A 17867-nucleotide genomic window follows, 5' to 3' on the forward strand; every position below is an offset into this window, starting at 1 on the left:
ATTTCCTTATTCGTTCAGTGCCGTATTACGGATCAGTGCTGCGCCGCATATTGATCAGCAGCGGGCTGCCGGTGGCCGGGTCCTCCAGGAGATCACACTCCACACCGTAAAGATCCCGCACCAGCGCCCTGGTGACAACCTCGCCCGGCGTGCCGGCGCTGATGATGGCGCCTTCTTTCATGGCAATCAGGTGATCCGCATAGCGGCAGGCGCTGGGCAGGTCGTGGATGACCATGGCAATGGTCCTGCCGGTGGCGGCGAGCTGACGGATCAACTCGAACACCTCGATCTGGTGGCCCAGGTCCAGCGCCGTTGTGGGTTCGTCCAGAAGCAGTAATGGCGTGTGCTGGGCCATGCTCATGGCGATCCAGGCCCGCTGGCGCTGGCCGCCGGAGAGGGTATCCAGGGGGCGTTCGGCCAGTTCCTCCAGGCGTGCGGCTCCCAGGGCGCTGTCAACGGCCGCGCGATCTTCCGGGCTGGGTGGCCGGAACCAGTCCTGGTGCGGGTGGCGCCCGAACCCCACCAGATCCCGTACTGTCAGGCCCTGGGGCGCATCCTTGTCCTGGGGCAGGAGTGCCAGGCGGCGGGCGACCTCCCGTGACGGTTGGCGGTGGATATCGCCACCATCCAGCAGTACCGAGCCGCCTGCGGGGTGGTGTACCCGGGCCAGCCCATGGAGCAGTGTGGACTTGCCGCAGCCGTTGGGCCCGACAATGGCCGTAACCCTGCCGGGGCTGAGCGTCAGGCTCAGGTCTTCGATGACCGTATGGTGGTCATGGGCCATGCGCAGGTTGCGGGTGGCGAGGGTGGGGTTCGCGGAGTTCGCGTCTGTCATAGTGCACGTCCCGGCGTCTGCCGCAGGAGAATCCAGAGCAGCCAGGGGCTGCCGGCAATGGCGGTTACGATGCCCACCGGTACTTCCAGTGGGGCGAGGATCATGCGTCCGGCGAGGTCTGCCAACAGCATCAGGATGGCGCCGGCCAGGGCCGAGGCCGTCAGCGGTACGCGGGCGGGGTGGCTGACCGAGCGTGCCATCTCGGGCCCGAGCAGGGCCACGAAGCCCACGGGGCCGGCCACCGCCACGGCCAGGCCGGTCAGCAGTATGGCAATACCCAGACCGGCCAGCCGGAGCCGGCCCGGATGGGTGCCCAGCCCGGTTGCGACCGTTTCCGAAAGCCGCAGCACGTTCAGGTGGCGCCCGATGCCCAGCGCCGCCAGCCAGCACAGGGCCAGCCCCCCTGCAAGAAGGTGGGTGGCCATGGCTTCCCGGCTGTTGAGGCTGCCCACGGTCCAGGGGTAGGCGGCGTTGGCCGCATCAATGGCGACCCGGGTCAGCATCAGCTGGGTGATGGCCCCGGCAATGGCGCCGATGCCAACGCCGGCCATGATAAAGGGGTAGCCTCTGGTGCCGGTGCGCCCCGCCAGCGCAAAGGCCAGCGCAGCTGCCGTGGCGGCACCCACCAGTGCCATGGCGGGCGGCGCCAGACCGATGCCCACCCCGGTAATTGAGGCGACGGCAAACGCGGTGGCGGCATTGTCGATGCCGATGATGCCGGGGGTGGCCAGGCGGTTCCGGGCCAGTGTCTGCATCAGGCAGCCGGCCAGTGCAAAGGCGGCGCCAGTGAGAGCCCCGGCCATTACGCGGGGCAGGCGCAGCTCGAACAGGATCAGCGCCATCTGCTGGGAGGCCTCACCCGTGGTGAATGCTCTGAGAACCCCGACGGGGTGCAGGGGAATTGTGCCCAGACTCAGTGCTGCCAGTGCGGCGACAGCCACCCCGAGCGCCAGGGCGGTATTCACGAGGACGGTACGGCGTTGCATCAGTTCCTTCACAATGTGGGCATCCTATGGCGGCGTACGATCATCACCATAAGTGGCGCCCCGAGCAGGGCGGTGGTTACGCCCAGAGGCAGTTCGCTCGGTGCTACGAGGAGCCTGCAGAGGGTGTCCGCCAGCAGGAGTACCGTGGGCCCGACCGCCAGGCAGAGCAGCAGGGTGCGCCGGATATCCGGCCCGCCAATGGCGCGGGCGATGAACGGCACGGCCAGCCCCAGGAACATCAGGGGGCCTGCCAGTGCTGTGGCGGCACCCACGAACAGGGCGACGGTGGTGATCACCAGGAACTGGACCCGCCCCGGCCGGTAGCCCAGCCCCACGGCCACGTGCTCACCCAGTGCCATGGAGGCGAGAGGGCGCGCGACCAGTGCGGTTGTCAGGCCGGCCAGAGCCATTGAGGGCAGCGTGGCGAACAGCTCTTCCCACTGGCGTCCGGAGATGCTGCCCGTCACCCAGAAGCGGATCTCGTTCGCCGTGCGCTGGTCCGCCATCATGATCAGTGAGGTCAGCGACAACAGCAGCCCGGAGAGCGTGGCGCCGGCGAGGATCAGGCGAACGGGGTCGCGGCCTGGCCCCTGCATCCGCGCTACGGCGACCACCAGCCCGCAGCCGGCCAGGGCGCCGACCTGGGCCACGGGCGTGGTAATGGCCGCGCTGTCCGAGCCCATGAGGATCATGACGGTGACCGCCAGGGCGCTGCCGGCGCTCACGCCCAGAAGCCCGGGTTCGGCCAGCGGGTTGCGGGTCAGCGACTGCAGCAGGGCGCCGGAGATGCCCAGGGCCAGCCCGACCACGATACCGATGGCGGTGCGCGGGAATCTCAACTCCGTCATCACGAAGCGGGCCTCGTCACTGCCGTTGCCAGACAGCAGCGCCAGCACGTCGCCGGGGCCGACGGAACCCGACCCCAGCGACAGGCTTGCCAGCAGTGCGATCACGGGCAGTGCCCAGAGAAACAGGGAACGCAGGGTCACGGTCTTTACGCGGGCTACTGCCGGCGCGTTTTCATGGCGCTTTCGACCTGTTCAATCACGGTCAGGGCGGCGATGGGGCCGGAGGCGCTGCTCCAGAGCTGGCCGTCGACCGTAATGATGCGGTCATTGCGCGACGCCTCCAGGCGCTCGAAGGCGGGCGCTTCACGGGCTTTCTCCAGGGCCTGCTCACCGTCCTCGTTCAGTGTGGCGAGGAAAAGCCAGTCGCGGTCGATCAGGCCCAGGTTCTCCTGGCTCAGGATGTCGCTGTGTGGGCGGCCCTGCTGAACCAGGTCATCACCGGAGACGGAGAATCCAAGATCCTGGAGCAGTCCGGGGGAGAACAGGTTTGGCGCCATGAAAAGCGCCCCCTGGGGCATCCAGCGGACCACAGCGGCGGAAGGGGTATCTTCCGGCGTAACATCGGCCACCAGGGCAGAGACTTCCTCGACTCGATCCTGCACCCGGGTAAGCATCTGCTTACCCGCTTCTCCGCGGTTCAGGGCCCTGCTGAAGATGCGGGTCTCGCGCTTCCAGTTGTCCCTTTCGATGCTGGTGGTGTCCGGCACTACGGTCGGCGCAATGCGCGACAGTGACTGATACTGTGCTTCGCTGGTGCGGGGTGAGGCCAGAATGATATCCGGCTCCAGTGCGATGATGGACTCCAGGTTGGTCTCGGCCACGGTGCCGACGATGGACGGATTGTCCGCCTTTGGTTCGATGTAGCGCGCCACCTGGCTGCCACCGCGTGAGGCAATCGCGCCCACCGGCTGAACACCAACGGCAATGGCCGTGTCCAGAGCGCCTTCGTAGGTGGTGACGACCCGCTCCGGCGTGCCCTCAAGGGCCACCTCGCCGAAGGCGGTTTCGACGGTACGGGTTTCGGTGGCCAGGCTCATGCCTGTGAAAGCCATAATCAGGATGGCGGCACAGATACCCCGTAGGTACTCGGTCTTCTGCTTTAACATCGTTATTTCCCCTGTTTAGAAGTTGACCGTAAGTCCGACATTCATCCGGCGGCCATCCAGTACAACGCCGTAAGTGTCATTGGTGACCTCCTTATCGCCGATGTTGTAGAGGCCGGCCTTGAAACGGGCGTCCTCGTTGATCTGGTAGGTCAGCCCTGCGTCGACGAAGCCATACCCCGGGGTGCCGCCAGACATACTGGTTCTGCCCAGGTAATCACTGGTTTCTCCGCGGATATTGGTGTCTGCCCAGATATTCAGGAGGGAAGTGGCCTGCCAGTCGATTCCGGCATTGAACATGTGCCTGGGAATCTTGTTGAGAGGCTCTCCTTCGAATTCGCCAGTTTGCTGTTCGGATTCGGTGTAGGTGTAACTGGAACTCAGAGTCAGGCCTTCGGTGAACCGGTAGTCCAGAGTCATCTCTACACCCTGCATGATGGCTTCGTCGATATTCTTGCGGGTGCTCAGGAACAGGTAATCATTACCCTCGTAGCTGCAGTTCCACTGATCGGGCTGTTCGCTGATTTCGTCGTACGGGCCTGAGACGCAGTAGCGGTCTTCCGCGATCTTGTCGTCGAATTCCGTTCTGAACAGCATTGTGCTGGCGTTCAGGCGACGGTCCGCGCTGTTGAAGACGAATCCAAGTTCATAGTTGGTGCTGGTTTCCGGGTCGAGGTTCTCGTTGCCGATGATCAGCGCACGGCTGTGGGGAGCGGGTGAGCCGGGACCGCCTGTAGGGCGCCCGAAACCTTCAGTGGCTGACGGGAGGCTGGGCTGTTTGTACCCGGTGGAAACGCCACCTTTCAGAGTCCATTGTGGCGTCAGCCTGTAGTTGGCGTAGGCACGGGGTGTCCAGTGCCCCCCAAAGAGCTCATCGTCGTTGTACCTGAGGCCGGTGGTTACGTTGAGATTCCTGGCAACCCGCCACTCGATTTCGGCGAACAGGGCTCCGATCCAGCGGCTCACATTGTCGGTGGCTGCTGGGACATTGGTATCGAGAAGACCATTGGTCTGGTCGGTCAGGTCCTCGTATTTGTACTGGCCCCCAAAGGTAATCAGGTGCTCGCCGGCCAGATAGGTGGTTCTGTTGTTGAATGTAGTGATCTGTTCTCTCTTTTCCTCAAGCACGCGGGCCCGCTCGGAAACATCATGCTGGATATAGCTGTCGACGGTCAGATCACCATAGGTGCCTTCATGGCCAGCCTGGTAGACGGTTTTGCGATAACTGTAGTTGGTGGTCTCGTTGGGGCCTCGTCTCCCCTGAAGCGGGATACTGACCCCCGGTCTGTGCGTGTAGTTGAGTTCAGCCCTGGAATAGGAAAGGTCAAACGTGTTGGTGGAGTCCGGGGTAAGTGTCAGCTCAGCACTCCCCTGCTTGCGTGTGCTTTCGGGCGTACTTTCCGCGTTATCGGTGCCGCCAATAAAGGTGCTTTCCTCGGTATCCCGGATTGAGCCGTTCAGCTGTAGGCCAAGGAGACCAGGAATGATCGCGCCACCCGCAGCGGCTGTTGTCTGGCGGCTGTCCTCATTGAGATCGGAGAATGACTTCGTGTATTCAGTAGCAAGCTCACCGGACCATTCACCTGTGCTGTCTTTGGTGATGATATTGACGACACCCCCCATGGCGTCTGAGCCGTAAAGGGATGACATGGGGCCACGGATGACCTCCACCCGCTCGATCATGGAAGCTGGCGGAAGCACAATCTGTTTGCCGCCATCGTTGCCATTGGTATTGATATTGCGACCTGCGGATACACGGCGGCCGTCAATCAGATAAAGAGTATATTCCTCGCCCATACCCCTTATCGAAATGTCCTGGGAATTGCCGCCACCGGTCACAAAAACACCAGGCACGTTTTTCATGGCATCTGTGATGTTGGTGTAGCTTTTCTTCTGCAGCTCCTCACCGCTGACGCTGGAGATGCTGGCCGGAGCATCGGCGATATTCTGCTCATGACCCGATGCCGTCACCACAAGTTCCTCCATCTGGCCCGGCATCTGTGCCTGGGCGGAGGAGGCGAGCGCAACGGCAGCAGCCAGTGCTGTCGGGCGGATAACGGTGGATCCAGTGGATGGACGGAACATGGATGGCTCCTTACACCTGAAAATGTGGTGGCAATGATAATCTTTCGCATTCTCCCGGCTAAGGTGATAAGGTGGGACACGTTGTTGCGGAAAACGGAACACCCAGGCGATGTATGACCTGAAAGAGCTGGAGACTTTTGATGCGGTGGTGAGAGGAGGTGGGCTTGGCATCGCAGCGCGTGAGCTGAATCTTCCCAAATCCACCCTCAGCCGCCACATCCGCAAGCTGGAGGAGGGGGTGGGGCAGTCACTGCTCCGGCGCGAGGCCAATCATCTTGTTCCCAACGAGGCGGGGCAGCTGTTCCACCGTTACTGCCAGCAGATGCTGTCCCTGGCGCATGAGGGGCAGGAGGCGCTGCAGGAGATCCAGGGGCGGATTGCCGGGGAGCTGGTTCTGAGTGCCCATGAGGCGTTCATCCGTGGCTGGTTTTCCCAGGTTATCCAGGGGTTCATGGGGGATTATCCCGAGCTCCGCGTCACCCTGAGAACCCAGACCGAGCCGCCAGGAGCGGAGACGGATGGCATCTGCATCTGGCTCGGCAGCCCTGGTGAGACCCATCTGAGGCAAGAACCTCTGGGGGCACTGACGCAGGGGATCTATGGCCATCCGGATTATCTGGACGCCCGGGGGCGCCCCGCTTCGCCGGAAGAGCTCCTCGATCATACCTGGATTGACCTGTTGGGAACGGCCGGGGAACAGGAGGAACTGCAACTGGTCCACTGCGCTGGTGGCGTCCATTCCATGGCGCCACCGCAGTCGCGGCTTCGGGTTGATCAACTCGTGCTCCAAGGCGATGCGATTGTGCGCCGGGAAGGGCTGGGGCTGATGCCGCACTGGCTGACCAATCGTCGTCTGGAGGCCCATCCCGGAACGCTGGAGCTGTGCCTGCCGCAATGGCAGGGGCCCGCACTCCCGGTTTGGCTTCTGTATCCCCATGGAAGCCTGTCGCGCCGGGCACGGGCCTTTCTTCAGTATCTTCGGCGTTCGGTACCCGCAGCCTGGGCACGGCATCAGCCGGTTTACCCAGGGATGGACGGCTCAGCTGAGACTCCGGGAGGCGCCTGCTGCCGCAGGGAGCGGGACAATCCTGCCCGCGATACGACAGAGGCATGACATCGCAGCTAGAACGAGGCCTGTACCCAGAGCCAGCCCTTATCCGTATCCCGGTTGAAGGCGGCGCTGCTGTCCTGGCTGAAGCCGTCGGCATCGTAGGTGGCGTACTTTGCGCCCAGAGTGTATGTCTCGTTGAGCCTGTACGTTGCCTGCAGCGCGGCTTCAGAGCCGTAATCACCGCTGCCTTCGTCGCTGTCGAACTCATGGTAGACAGCCATCAGGGCTACGCCATTCAGAGTCCCGGATAGGCTGGTATAGCGGTCCACAAGTCCGGCGTCCGGGGTTGAAAGGAACCGATCCGTGAAGCCGTTGAACGCGTGCAGGGTAGCAAGGGGGGTCTGGAAGGCCGCAGCGCCGTCATCACTACCCAGCACCTCCTGGCCGAGTTTGAACTGAACGCCGGCATAATCGACTCCCGCCTCAAGCATATAGTAGTCCTGATCCAGGTCACGGGTATTGTCGTCGTAGTCGCTCTGGTGAGCGTATTCCAGTGTATACAGCGCGTTCAGGCTCCCGGTGAGGGGGGCGTTGCCCGTATACCGCAGCCCATAGGTCTGGGTTGATTCTTCGGGCCTGTTATCGAGGGCGACCAGGTAGCTGTAGGCCAAGAGTGAGCCGGAATCGAAACCGTCGTACTGACCATTCAGGATGCCGGTCTTCATGGCGAGGTCACCCTTGGGGCTGGCATCCGAGACAATACGGTTGGCGTTATGGAGATAGCCCGCCGTGATGGTGGTGTCCGGCAGCGAGGTGTTGATCAGGGTTGTACCGTCAAAGGTCTGCTCATTCTGACGCCAGCCGACATTGCCGATGAAACGGTCGTTGTCCAGCTTCAGGCGTTGGCGGCCAATCGTCAGCCTGGTGTCCGCCAGGCCATTGTATGCCAGGTAAGCCTGGTTCAGTTCGGTTTCGGTCGGGTCGGCAACGATCGGGCGGCTGTCTCGCCCGTTGATCGTACTGTTGTAATTCTCAGGGCCGACCGAGGTGACATGTTCCATCTCGAGGTAGCCTTTGAGGTTGCCGACTTCCGCTGTTTCATAGCCCAGTCTGGCTCGGAGCGTTGATGCCCGTGCGTCATCCGCAAAGGTGTCCTCGTCCACGGTTTCATAACGGTACCGGGTATCGAGTGACGGTGTGCCGTTGCTGATGGCATCCGTAATGGGGTCTGCACAGATAACGCCGGAAAATGCTGCGACAGCAACCGCGAGGGAAACCTTGCCAGCAGGGGAGCGAAGGGGGGCGGTAAGGGTTGATTGGGTACTCATGGGTTATGGCCTCCAGTGGCCGGCTGAGTATTTGATTCTCAGCTGAGTATCCTTTTTGGAAGAAATATATTAAATGATACTTATCAAGCTAATGATAATTTTACCCTTAATTATCAGTGGTATATATATTACGGGGTAGAGCTTTTAACCAATGAGGGGCTGTTGGGGAGATGTTTCGGGCGGAGGGAGACCCTCCCCGAAGGGGAGAATCTCCGTACTCAGCACGTGCTCGTTCAGGTAACGCCTTCCGGTTCCGGGGCGCTCTGCCGGGCTTGCTGCTCATACGTGGGATAGTCGGTGTAGCCTTGGGCACTGCCGCCGTACATCGTGGCAGGGTCCACCCTGTTCCAGGGCAGGTTATGCCGGATGCGGTGGGGCAGGTCCGGGTTGGCGATAAAGGGCTTGCCGAATGCGAACAGGTCACCGTAGCCCGCTTCAAGCATGCGCAGGGCCTTCTCCGGGGTATAGCGACCGGCGAAAATCAGGGCGCCGCTGAAGGCTTCCCGCAGTTCGCGGCAGAAACTGTCCGGCAGTTCAGGTGCGTTGTCCCAGTCCGCCTCGGCGATCGAGATGTAGGCGATATCCTGGCTGTCCAGCATCCTGGCCGCCTCGACATAGGTTTCATGGGGGTCCGACTCAACCAGACCGAGATAGACGCGCTCTTCCTCGGTGCTCTCAAACAGGGGCGAGAACCGGACACCGAGGCGGTTGGCGCCAACTTCCTGCGCAACCGCGTCGACGATCTCTTCAAGGAAGCGCAGCCGGTTGCGCAGGCTGCCGCCGTACTGGTCCGTGCGCTGATTGCTGTGCTCCGAGATGAACTGGTTGACCAGATAGCCGTTGGCACTGTGGATCTCCACCCCGTCAAAGCCGGCTTCCATAGCGTTGCGCGCCGCCCGGGCGTACAGCTCAACCATCTCGCCAACTTCCTCGGTACTCAGTGCGCGGGGGTCGTCGGAATCAGTGATCATGCCTTCACCCGGCCCTGTCTCAACAAACACCTTGACAGTTTCGTTGCGGATGGCGGACGGGCCCACCGGCGCTGCCCTTTCGGGTTGCAGTGAACGGTGCGAGATCCGCCCCACGTGCCAGAGCTGGCAGAAGATGGTGCCGCCCTGGGCATGCACGGCCTCAGTGACCTTTTTCCAGCCCTCAACCTGCTCAGGGGTGGAAATGCCGGGCGTCCAGGCATAGCCCTGGCCCCGGGGTTCAACCTGGGTGCCTTCCGAGACCATAAACCCGGCAGACGCCCGCTGGGCATAATAGGTCGCCATCATGTCGTTGGGGACGTTGCCTGGCTGAGTGCTTCTTGAGCGCGTCAGCGGTGGCAGCACAATGCGGTTTTTCAGTGTCAGATCGCCGAGACGGATGGATTCAAAAAGCGATTCCGTATTCATGGTTTTCAAACCTTTTCAGTGGAATGGAGTGTTGGAACCGGGCCTGAGCGCTGCGTCACAGGCCCAGTGGGGCTGGCTTCAGAAGAGACCCGTGGTGGACTCGTTCAGGCTGATGATGACGCTCTTGGTCTCGGTGTAGTCGTGCAGCATCATCTTGTGGGTCTCACGCCCGATGCCGGACTTCTTGTAACCGCCGAAAGGCGCGTGGGCCGGCAGTTCATGGTAGGTATTGACCCACATCCGGCCTGTCCTGACAGCGCGTGCCACCCGCAGGGCGCGATTGATGTCCTGCGTCCAGACAGCGCCTGCGAGCCCGTACTCTGAGTCATTGGCCAGTTCAATCGCGTGGTCCTCGTCGTCGAAGGGCATGACCACCAGAACCGGGCCGAATATCTCCTCCTGGGAGACCCGCATGTCATTGTTGGCATCCACAATGATGGTTGGCTCGATGAAACAGCCATTGCTGTGGGCCTCATCCTCAAGGCGCTTGCCGCCCGTCAGGATGGTGGCCCCTTCGCGGGATGCGAGGTCGATGTAACCCAGGATCCGATCGGTCTGTTGCGGGCTCACCTGGCTGCCCATCTGGGTGGTGGGGTCCATGGGGTCGCCAACCTTGATGGTTTCGAAGCGGTTCTTCAGTGACTCCAGAAAATCATCAAGGATGGAGCGGTGCACCAGGAGGCGGGCACCGGATTCGCAGGCCTGGCCCTGGTTGAGGAGAATGGACAGAGCGGCGCCTTCCAGCGCTTTTTCCTGGTTGGCATCCGGGAAGACGATGTTCGCCGACTTGCCGCCCAGCTCCAGTGTGGTGGGCGCGAGTTTGTCGGCCGCGGATTTCGCCACGCGATAGCCCACGTCCGTGGAGCCGGTGAAGGCCAGCTTGTCGACGTCCGGATGATCAAGCAGCGCCTGGCCGGCCTCGGAGCCTTTACCGGTGATGATGTTGACGGTCCCTGCGGGCAGCACGTCGTTCAGGATTTCCCCCAGCGTCAGCAGCGTGATGGAGGTCATCTCCGCTGGCTTGATGACCACGGTGTTACCGGTCGCAATGGCCGGTGCCAGCTTCCAGGCGGCCATCAGCAGCGGGTAATTCCACGGGATGACCTGCCCAACGACGCCCATGGGCTCACTCAGCACCAGGCTCAGTGTATTCTCGTCAAGCTGTGTTGCCTCGTCGCTGTGCGAGCGGATGACACCGGCGAAGTATCGGAAGTGGTCAATCGCCATCGGGATGTCCATCTGGCTTGATTCCCTGATGGGCTTACCGTTGTCCAGTGTCTCCAGGTGGAAAAACTCCTGGGCGCGGGCCTCCAGCCGGTCCGCGATCTGCAGCAGTGCCTGCTGGCGCTCCTGGGGCGACGTCCGGCGCCACGCCGGGAATGCCTCTCGCGCCGCTTTTACTGCCCGGTCAACATCATCGGCATCCGCCAGGGGCAGGTGCGAGAGGGTCTCGCCGGTGGCTGGGTTGATCGTTGGGATGGTCCGGGAAGAGGCACTGCCAGTCCATTCTCCCCCGATCAGCATCTGATAGGCGGGCTGGATCAGCTTCTGGCATTGCTCTTTCGTCAGTATGTCGACCATGTCGTACTCCTGTCTCGGTTCGAGCCTGGCGCGCGTCAGGCGGACTGGCGCGGGAAACCGCGTGTCCGTTGAATGACTGTCATGACAGGAACAAGAGTAAGGATGTAATATCACAAACAGAAACAGTAATTTTTGGTGGGATATACAAACGTGAGTGGTATCGACAACATCGACCTGAAGCAGCTGCGTGTGCTCAGGGAACTATTGAAAGAAAGAAGCCTGACGCGGGCCGCCAGTCAGATGGGAATGACGCAGCAGGCGGTTAGTGCGCAGTTGAACAAGTTGCGGGAGACCTTCCAGGATCGCCTTTTCCTGCGTTCACGTCAGGGCGTTGTACCAACGCCGCTGGCTCAGGAACTCGAGCCAAGAGTGAAGGCTGTCTTTGACAGTATTGAGCAGCTGATGCCTCCCGAACGGTTTGATCCGGCGAATGTGCAGGGCACCTATGTCATCTCCGCGACGGATTATGCGGTGGCGGTGGTTCTGCCTGAGCTGGTCGCCAGAATCAGACAGCAGGCGCCGGGCCTGAAGCTGATCGTCCGGGATTTCGAGAGTGACCGTCTGCACGCCATGCTGGCCTCCGGCGAGTTGGACCTGGCCCTGACATTCCCTGCTTTTGCACCGGAAACCTGCCAGACCAAGCTGTTGTTCTCGGAATATCACATCTGCGTGGCGGGTAATGGCTCGTCACTGCATGAGCGCAGGCTGACCATCGGTGATGTCGCCGAATTGCCCCAACTCATCGTATCGCCAACGCGTGCCAATCTGATTGGTTCCGCTGATGATTGGTTTGCGAGTAAGGGGTATCGGCGCAATATCGTCATGTCCGTCCCCAGCTTCTCCGCGGCTCCGAGCTGTGTGGCATCCAGTGACTGTGTTGCCTTTCTGCCTTCAAGGATTCTTCCCCATCCACTGGTAACTCCCATCCATCTGGAAGAATCGCCTCCCTGTTTCGATGTTATTGCCGCCTGGCATCCACGTACCGATCAGGATCCACTGCAGCAGTGGGTACTGTCGCTTCTGGATGAGGCGTTTTCGGCTTAGACAGTTCCGCTTTCAGTCTGGTTCGAATTAGACACAGAGCGCGCTGGGATCGTCCACTGGTAACACCCGATCGTCGAGTCGACAAATGCCTTCATCCGTCTTCTGTCTGTTGGCCATTGCGTATTCCAGACCAAGGTTGCCGGATTCCACGGCAAAACTGTCACCCTGGCAGGCCGTTTGAGTCACCCCCATTAAAAGCCTCTGGCGCGGGATAACTTAACGGTACTCTGACCCTTTTCATCCGGAGAGGGCTAGATGCCAGTGAAGAGGTTATCCATGCGTAAGATCAAAGAAGTCCTTCGCCTCAAGTGGGAGAGCGGACTGAGTAACCGACAGATTGCGAAGGCCTGTGGTATCGTCCGTCCCACGGTGAGCGAGTATCTTTGGCGTATGGCTGAAGCGGGTCTGAGCTGGCTATTGCCACAGGATCTGGACAACGCTCGCCTGGAGGAGCTATTTTCCCGCCCCCACCAGTGGAGCTGCCGGCTCGGGTGGCACCATATCCACCAGGAACTCAGGCACAGGCATATTGGGGGTTCCAGACAATCTGAAATCAGGGGTCAACAAGGCCCACCGCTACGAGCCTGATCTCAACCCTACTTATCAGGACATGGCCGGCCATTATGGCGTGGGTTTTGTGCCCAAGCGGGCCCGCAAGCCCCGTGAAAAGGCCAATGTGGAAGGGGGCGTGCTGATCGTCGAGCGCTGGATCCTGGCGGCGTTGCGCCACCGTCCGCTTTTCTCGCTCGGCTCAGGAACCTATTAATAACCGGGAATTGGCGTTTAAGCCCGGTTATTTATAGGTTCTTTAACACAAACATTGTATTGACTTAATAAAGACACCTTTGGAAGAATTTAGCCTGGGTTGCGTTCAACCCGAAGCGTAACAAGACGCCGCATAATCGGCGTCAACACGGTCCTTTTATGCCATAGGGCGGTTAACCTGGATGTTAAGTGGACGCTGCTAACAGGGCCCTAGGGAGAAACAGGGAACGTCACGAGCCCGCCCCTCCCGCCGCTCGCTCGCGCACAAGCCACTTAGTCTCTCACCGTTGAACGCTCGCCATTCACGTGGCCGTACTGCATCTGACCTTTATAAACGGATTTTTAACCCGATCAGGGGGATTGTCTTGATGAATTACGCTGGAAACCGTCGGCTTGGCCGGGTCAAATACCTCATTCTTGTCATGATCGCGTCCATTCTGACGGCTTATGCCGGTTGGGTGTCTGCCGCCGTCCCGTTCTGTGATAACAGTTATACGCCGGCCGGATATGACCCGGTCATGACGCCAGGGGAAGAGCCCGACCACTCTTATGACATGTTCGATGAACGGCGCTGGCGCTGCGTAGCGCATCCCTCCGATGTGTTCGATGCGCCGATCGAGAGTTTTGATCGAGCGGCCGGCAAGTGCGACGCCCAGGCAAAATCCTCTTTTGAGCCAAAAGGCCAGGCATATGACCTTAATATGGCACTGGTGGAAACCAACGTCGGGATGATGGAGGCCGCGGGCACACTGGACGAACACAAAGAAAAGGAATACGTGTGCACAACGGGAGTGCAAAGCGCCTATTTCAACTCAGATAATCCTTACACAGGGCGTTTTTCCATCGCCATGCACCCCAACGCCCGGGTCTACTATTCCGGCACCATTGAGGGCGAGGAAATCGAGGAGGCGAAGCTTGTGCCGTGGAACACAGAGAGTTGGGGGGTGTCACTGGAGTACATCCCCGAGCTTCAGACCTCCCAATGCTCGGATCCCCTCTGTGAGTCCGGAGCCACCGGCGAAGCCCAATACCGTCACTCCCCCGTCGAGCCCGGCTTGGGGACGGTGGATACTGCCGTGCCCCTCTTCTCCGACGAGTTTCCCGGCTTGCTGCCTATTTCCATGCATTACTCCTCATGGATGACGGTTAGTAAGGGCCTGGGAAGAAGCCTGGACCAGCTCAGCAGAGCGAAGGCCTCGAAGGAAGAGAGCGCCGGAGGGAGTTACTGGCAAAAAGCGTGGCACCACTCCTACGACAAACGCCTTGTTCCCGCCGATTTTACGGAAGAAATGGATCCCAGACGCATTTATGTGTATCTGCCCAGCGAGAACATACTGGTTTTCGAAAAGGGGGCCAATGGCTGGCAGTGCGTCTCCCACCCGGGTGTTACGAGCCGTATCCACAAAATCAACGATTCGACTTACGAGGTAGTGCGCGAGGACGGTTACAGAGAGGTTTACAAGCAGTCGGAGCTGTCCCGGATCGAGTATCCGGACGGGGGCGTCATCACCCTGGAAAAAGGGATGGTCGACAACAGCCTGGCGACCACCATCACAGACAACCGCTCATCCGCGGGCGTGGTTGTGAAAGAAAGTTTTACTGGTCAGATCAAACAGATCCACTCACTCAACGACCCCGACTACGCGTTTGATTTCGAGTACACGGATATTGGCCGTCCCCTGAAAAAGATGCTGACCGGTATCCGGCGCCCTGACGGCTCCCGGATTGCCATCAACCAGACCCCGATTGAAACCAGCTCGCCCACCCACGGGTTGTTCTTGCTCAATGACATTTCCCTGGCCGGCCAGAATCTTCTCAGTATCGACTATGACACCCAGGGCCGCGCAACGTCGCTTGAGTACGCTTCCGGCGAAACCTACCAGATCTCCTATAGCGGCCGTTCGACCACCCGGGTTGACGCATCGACCGGCCCCGATGTGACGCTCACGAGCTCGCGCGTGGCCACGACCAACAGCAACTTCCATGGCGATATTGAAACCACGCGGGTAACCAGCGCCCAGTGCACGGACTGCGACTTCCATGAAACCTACACCTATACCGCCGACGGCGTGCTTCAAAGCGAGCAGCGCGGTGGCTCCCGGAGCTACAGTGCCAGCTATGGCACCCACGCACTGCTGGACCGGATCGACAATGACGGTGCCGACGACTACGAATTTGACTGGGACTACGGCCGCCGACAGCTGCAGCACATCTCGGGAGGCCAAGTGCTGCCCACCAGCCTCAGCCACAACAAAAACAACCGCGTTGACGGCGCGACCTCATCCGGCGCCAGCGAGTCCCGCAAGATCAGCATGACCCGCGCCGACGGCCGGGTAACCGAGCTGGAGACCCCGCACAACAACCGGATTTCCGTCGATTACACCGCCGAAGGCTATATCAGCCAAATTCAAAACAGCCTCGGCCATGACTACCAGTTTCGCGATCACAATCATCTCGGCCAGCCACAAACCGTCGTTGACCCCAATGGCGTCGAGACAGCGCTCGACTACGACAAGATGGGACGGCTGACCAGCTCGACCCACAATGGCGAGCCACTACTCGACTTTCAGTACAACCAGCTGGGCCAACCGACCGAGGCTTCGCTCCGGGGGCGCTCGCTCAAGTTGCATTACGATACACGCAACCGGCTCTCCAGGGTCGAAAACGAATGCGGCCAGGGCACCCGTTTCGACTACAACCCCAACGGCCGCCTTGCCCGTATCAGCGATACCGGTAGCACAACCGAAACCGCCATCCGTTATCGCTACGACGCGGAAGGCTACCAGACCGGGGTCTCGGGGCAGTTCGGGGAGTACGCTTACGAGGCGGTCTTCGATGACCGTGGTCGGATCACGCGTGAAACGCACGGGGACAACCACACCGCCTATAGCTACGATGAGCAGGGCGTGATGGTGGGCAGCACCACCAACGAGGGCCCGGCCGCAGTGTTCGCGCCCGGCGAACTCGGCCGGATTGAAGGCGTGAGCTCGCCCGGGACCCGCCAGACGACCCTGTCCTACACCGAACTGGGCCAGCTCCGGAGCCAGCAAAACAGCAACTGGGGCACCCGTGAATACGACTACGCAAGCGCCTCCGGGCTATTGAACGAACGCACCACCGAGCGCTCGCGCTCCGTCTACGACTACGATGCCGGCGACCGGCTCACCGCCATCACCCATACCGACCAGAAGAATGAGCGGACGCCGGTCAGCGTCACGTACCAGTATGATGAAACAAAGCGGCCAAATGGCGAACGAAACTACGGCGTCGGCCGCCTGACGGGGCTGGCCAGCAACGCCGCGCGCTATGACTTCAGCTATGACGCCAGTGGCACCCTCACGCACCAGAAGGTCGCCTTTGAGGAAGGTGGCCAGCATCTCAGCGGGACCGTCCAATACCACCACAACGACCACGGCGAACGGGTGACGACCGAATATCCTGGTGGTGACAAGCTAACCTATGAGCGCGACCGCTGCTCGGGCGAGGTGACGGCCATCCACTGGAACGGCCAGAAGCTGGCGGATCTGGAGCCCGACCGCAGACTGCCGACCTACACAGGGGCCAACCTGAGCAATGGACTGAGCGTCGACCGGGCGTTCGACGGGCGCGGCCGTCTGACCGAGCTGAATGTGGACGCCAGCGACGTGCTGGAACAGGTCTACGAGTACGACGGGGCCGGCAACCTGGCCGGTGTGCGCTCCCACAGCGCCATCGACGCCCTGGATGGCACCTGGGACTTCGACTACGACAACCTTAACCGGCTGACCCGGGCCGACACCCCCCGCAAGGTCATGGCGTACGAGTACGATCAGCAGGGCCGGCGCGCCAGCCGCACCGACGCCGGCGAGTCGGTCGACTACGACTACGGCGAGGACAATGACCGGTTACGCCAGCGCCTCGACCAGTCGGGACAGCCGCTGGCCCACTACGACTATGATGCCGACGGCAACCGCGTCCGTGCCGATGAATGGGAATACCAGTACAACGCGGCCGGGCGGCTGACGGAGGTCTACAAGGCAGGCCAATGGGTGGCCAGCTACCGTTACGATGCCAAGGGCAAGCGCATCAGCAAGGAAACCGCCGACGGCACCCTGTATTTCTATCACAACGACGACGGACGGCTGCTGCAGGAACGCCGCGCCGACGGCACCGTCGTCCGCCAGTACCTGTACACGCCCCAGGGCGAGCTGTTCGCCATGGTGGATGCCAACGACGAGCTGTACTTTGTGCACCTGGACCACCTCGGTGCCCCGGTTATGCTCACCGACGAGGCCGGCGACGTAGCCTGGTCCGCCCGGCGCACGCCCTTTGGCGAAACAGAGGTAATCCAGTCCGAGGTGACCTTCCCGGTCCGGCTGCCAGGCCAGTACCACGACCCCGAAACCGGCCTGCACTACAACCAGCAACGCTACTACGACCCAGCCACGGGCACCTACCTGCGCCCGGACCCGCTGGGCCTGGCTGGCGGCTACCACGCCTACGCCTACACCAATCACAACCCGACGAGCTACGTCGACCCGGAAGGCGAGATCCTGTTTCCCGCCGCTCTTCAAGTGCTGTCCACCGGTGGTGCGGCCATGAATCTAGCGAAGGCCGCTGATCATATTGTAGACGGGGTGGCCGGTAGCAAGCCTGGCTTCGAGGATCTGGCCGCTGGATTCGCGAAGGCGCAAGCGCGTCGTCTCGCATCGCAGGCAACACCGGGGCTTGATCGTACCCAGGATATGTTGAGCGCTGCAGGGTTAGTGCCAGGGGCCGGCATAGCACCTGATGCCGCCAATACGGTTATTTCGTTAGGGAACCTCTGAATAACCAGTTTTGAACGCCAATTCCCGATTTCGATC

General features: G+C 61.1%; 13 protein-coding genes and 1 pseudogene. 5 read left to right on the forward strand and 9 right to left on the reverse strand.

Annotation, left to right across the window (positions count from 1 at the left end; translation table 11 throughout):
* Positions 1-25: 25 nt before the first annotated feature.
* The 5 genes from H4I92_RS08210 to H4I92_RS08230 are packed head-to-tail and all read right to left on the reverse strand — an operon-like array spanning position 26 to position 5857.
* Positions 26-835, reverse strand: a complete 810-nt coding sequence (locus H4I92_RS08210) for an ABC transporter ATP-binding protein (protein WP_077530126.1) — start codon at positions 833-835, stop codon at positions 26-28.
* Entirely contained in the window at positions 832-1833 is a 1002-nt protein-coding gene (locus H4I92_RS08215) for a FecCD family ABC transporter permease (RefSeq protein ID WP_338072765.1), read from the reverse strand. Before H4I92_RS08215 ends, H4I92_RS08210 begins: the two co-directional genes overlap by 4 nt.
* Entirely contained in the window at positions 1830-2810 is a 981-nt protein-coding gene (locus tag H4I92_RS08220; RefSeq protein ID WP_077530127.1) for a FecCD family ABC transporter permease, read from the reverse strand. The genes H4I92_RS08215 and H4I92_RS08220 overlap by 4 nt, the downstream gene beginning before the upstream one ends.
* 14 nt (positions 2811-2824) lie before the next feature.
* Positions 2825-3775: an ABC transporter substrate-binding protein gene (locus H4I92_RS08225; protein ID WP_179105657.1), complete on the reverse strand. Its 951-nt coding sequence runs from the start codon at positions 3773-3775 to the stop codon at positions 2825-2827.
* Positions 3776-3790: 15 nt separating this feature from the next.
* Positions 3791-5857: a TonB-dependent receptor domain-containing protein gene (locus H4I92_RS08230; RefSeq protein WP_077530128.1), complete on the reverse strand. Its 2067-nt coding sequence runs from the start codon at positions 5855-5857 to the stop codon at positions 3791-3793.
* A 109-nt stretch (positions 5858-5966) separates the two neighbouring features.
* On the opposite strand from H4I92_RS08230, the gene H4I92_RS08235 reads away from it, so the two are divergent.
* Positions 5967-6971: a LysR family transcriptional regulator gene (locus tag H4I92_RS08235; RefSeq protein WP_077530129.1), complete on the forward strand. Its 1005-nt coding sequence runs from the start codon at positions 5967-5969 to the stop codon at positions 6969-6971.
* Positions 6972-6979: 8 nt separating this feature from the next.
* On the opposite strand, the gene H4I92_RS08240 is transcribed toward H4I92_RS08235, so the two are convergent.
* The 3 genes from H4I92_RS08240 to H4I92_RS08250 form a co-directional block, all read right to left on the reverse strand.
* Positions 6980-8236 carry an alginate export family protein gene (locus H4I92_RS08240; protein WP_077530130.1) on the reverse strand — a complete coding sequence of 419 codons (1257 nt, stop codon included), beginning with the start codon at positions 8234-8236 and terminating at the stop codon, positions 6980-6982.
* 233 nt (positions 8237-8469) lie between these two features.
* A complete protein-coding gene (locus tag H4I92_RS08245) occupies positions 8470-9633 on the reverse strand; it encodes an alkene reductase (protein ID WP_077530131.1) in 1164 nt (387 codons plus the stop codon).
* 78 nt (positions 9634-9711) lie between these two features.
* Positions 9712-11214: an aldehyde dehydrogenase family protein gene (locus H4I92_RS08250; protein ID WP_077530132.1), complete on the reverse strand. Its 1503-nt coding sequence runs from the start codon at positions 11212-11214 to the stop codon at positions 9712-9714.
* 150 nt (positions 11215-11364) lie between these two features.
* Here H4I92_RS08250 and H4I92_RS08255 point away from each other — a divergent pair, with 150 nt between their 5' ends.
* The gene (locus H4I92_RS08255) at positions 11365-12258 is read left to right on the forward strand and encodes a LysR family transcriptional regulator (protein WP_077531709.1); all 894 of its coding nucleotides are present in this window, start codon (positions 11365-11367) and stop codon (positions 12256-12258) included.
* A 27-nt stretch (positions 12259-12285) separates the two neighbouring features.
* Here H4I92_RS08255 and H4I92_RS08260 read toward each other — a convergent pair whose 3' ends face one another.
* Positions 12286-12450: a hypothetical protein gene (locus H4I92_RS08260; protein ID WP_179105658.1), complete on the reverse strand. Its 165-nt coding sequence runs from the start codon at positions 12448-12450 to the stop codon at positions 12286-12288.
* An 84-nt stretch (positions 12451-12534) separates the two neighbouring features.
* Here H4I92_RS08260 and H4I92_RS17145 point away from each other — a divergent pair, with 84 nt between their 5' ends.
* From H4I92_RS17145 to H4I92_RS08270, 3 genes and pseudogenes are all read left to right on the forward strand, one after another.
* Positions 12535-12846, forward strand: a complete 312-nt coding sequence (locus H4I92_RS17145; RefSeq protein ID WP_422821976.1) for a winged helix-turn-helix transcriptional regulator — start codon at positions 12535-12537, stop codon at positions 12844-12846.
* A pseudogene (locus H4I92_RS17150) lies at positions 12779-13006 on the forward strand (IS21 family transposase); the annotation flags it as partial. The gene H4I92_RS17145 and the pseudogene H4I92_RS17150, both read left to right, overlap by 68 nt.
* A gap of 535 nt (positions 13007-13541) precedes the next feature.
* A complete protein-coding gene (locus H4I92_RS08270; RefSeq protein ID WP_179105659.1) occupies positions 13542-17831 on the forward strand; it encodes an RHS repeat domain-containing protein in 4290 nt (1429 codons plus the stop codon).
* Positions 17832-17867: the final 36 nt, after the last annotated feature.

The sequence above is a fragment of the Vreelandella halophila genome, from assembly GCF_019903425.1.
GTDB lineage: Bacteria > Pseudomonadota > Gammaproteobacteria > Pseudomonadales > Oleiphilaceae > Halospina > Halospina halophila.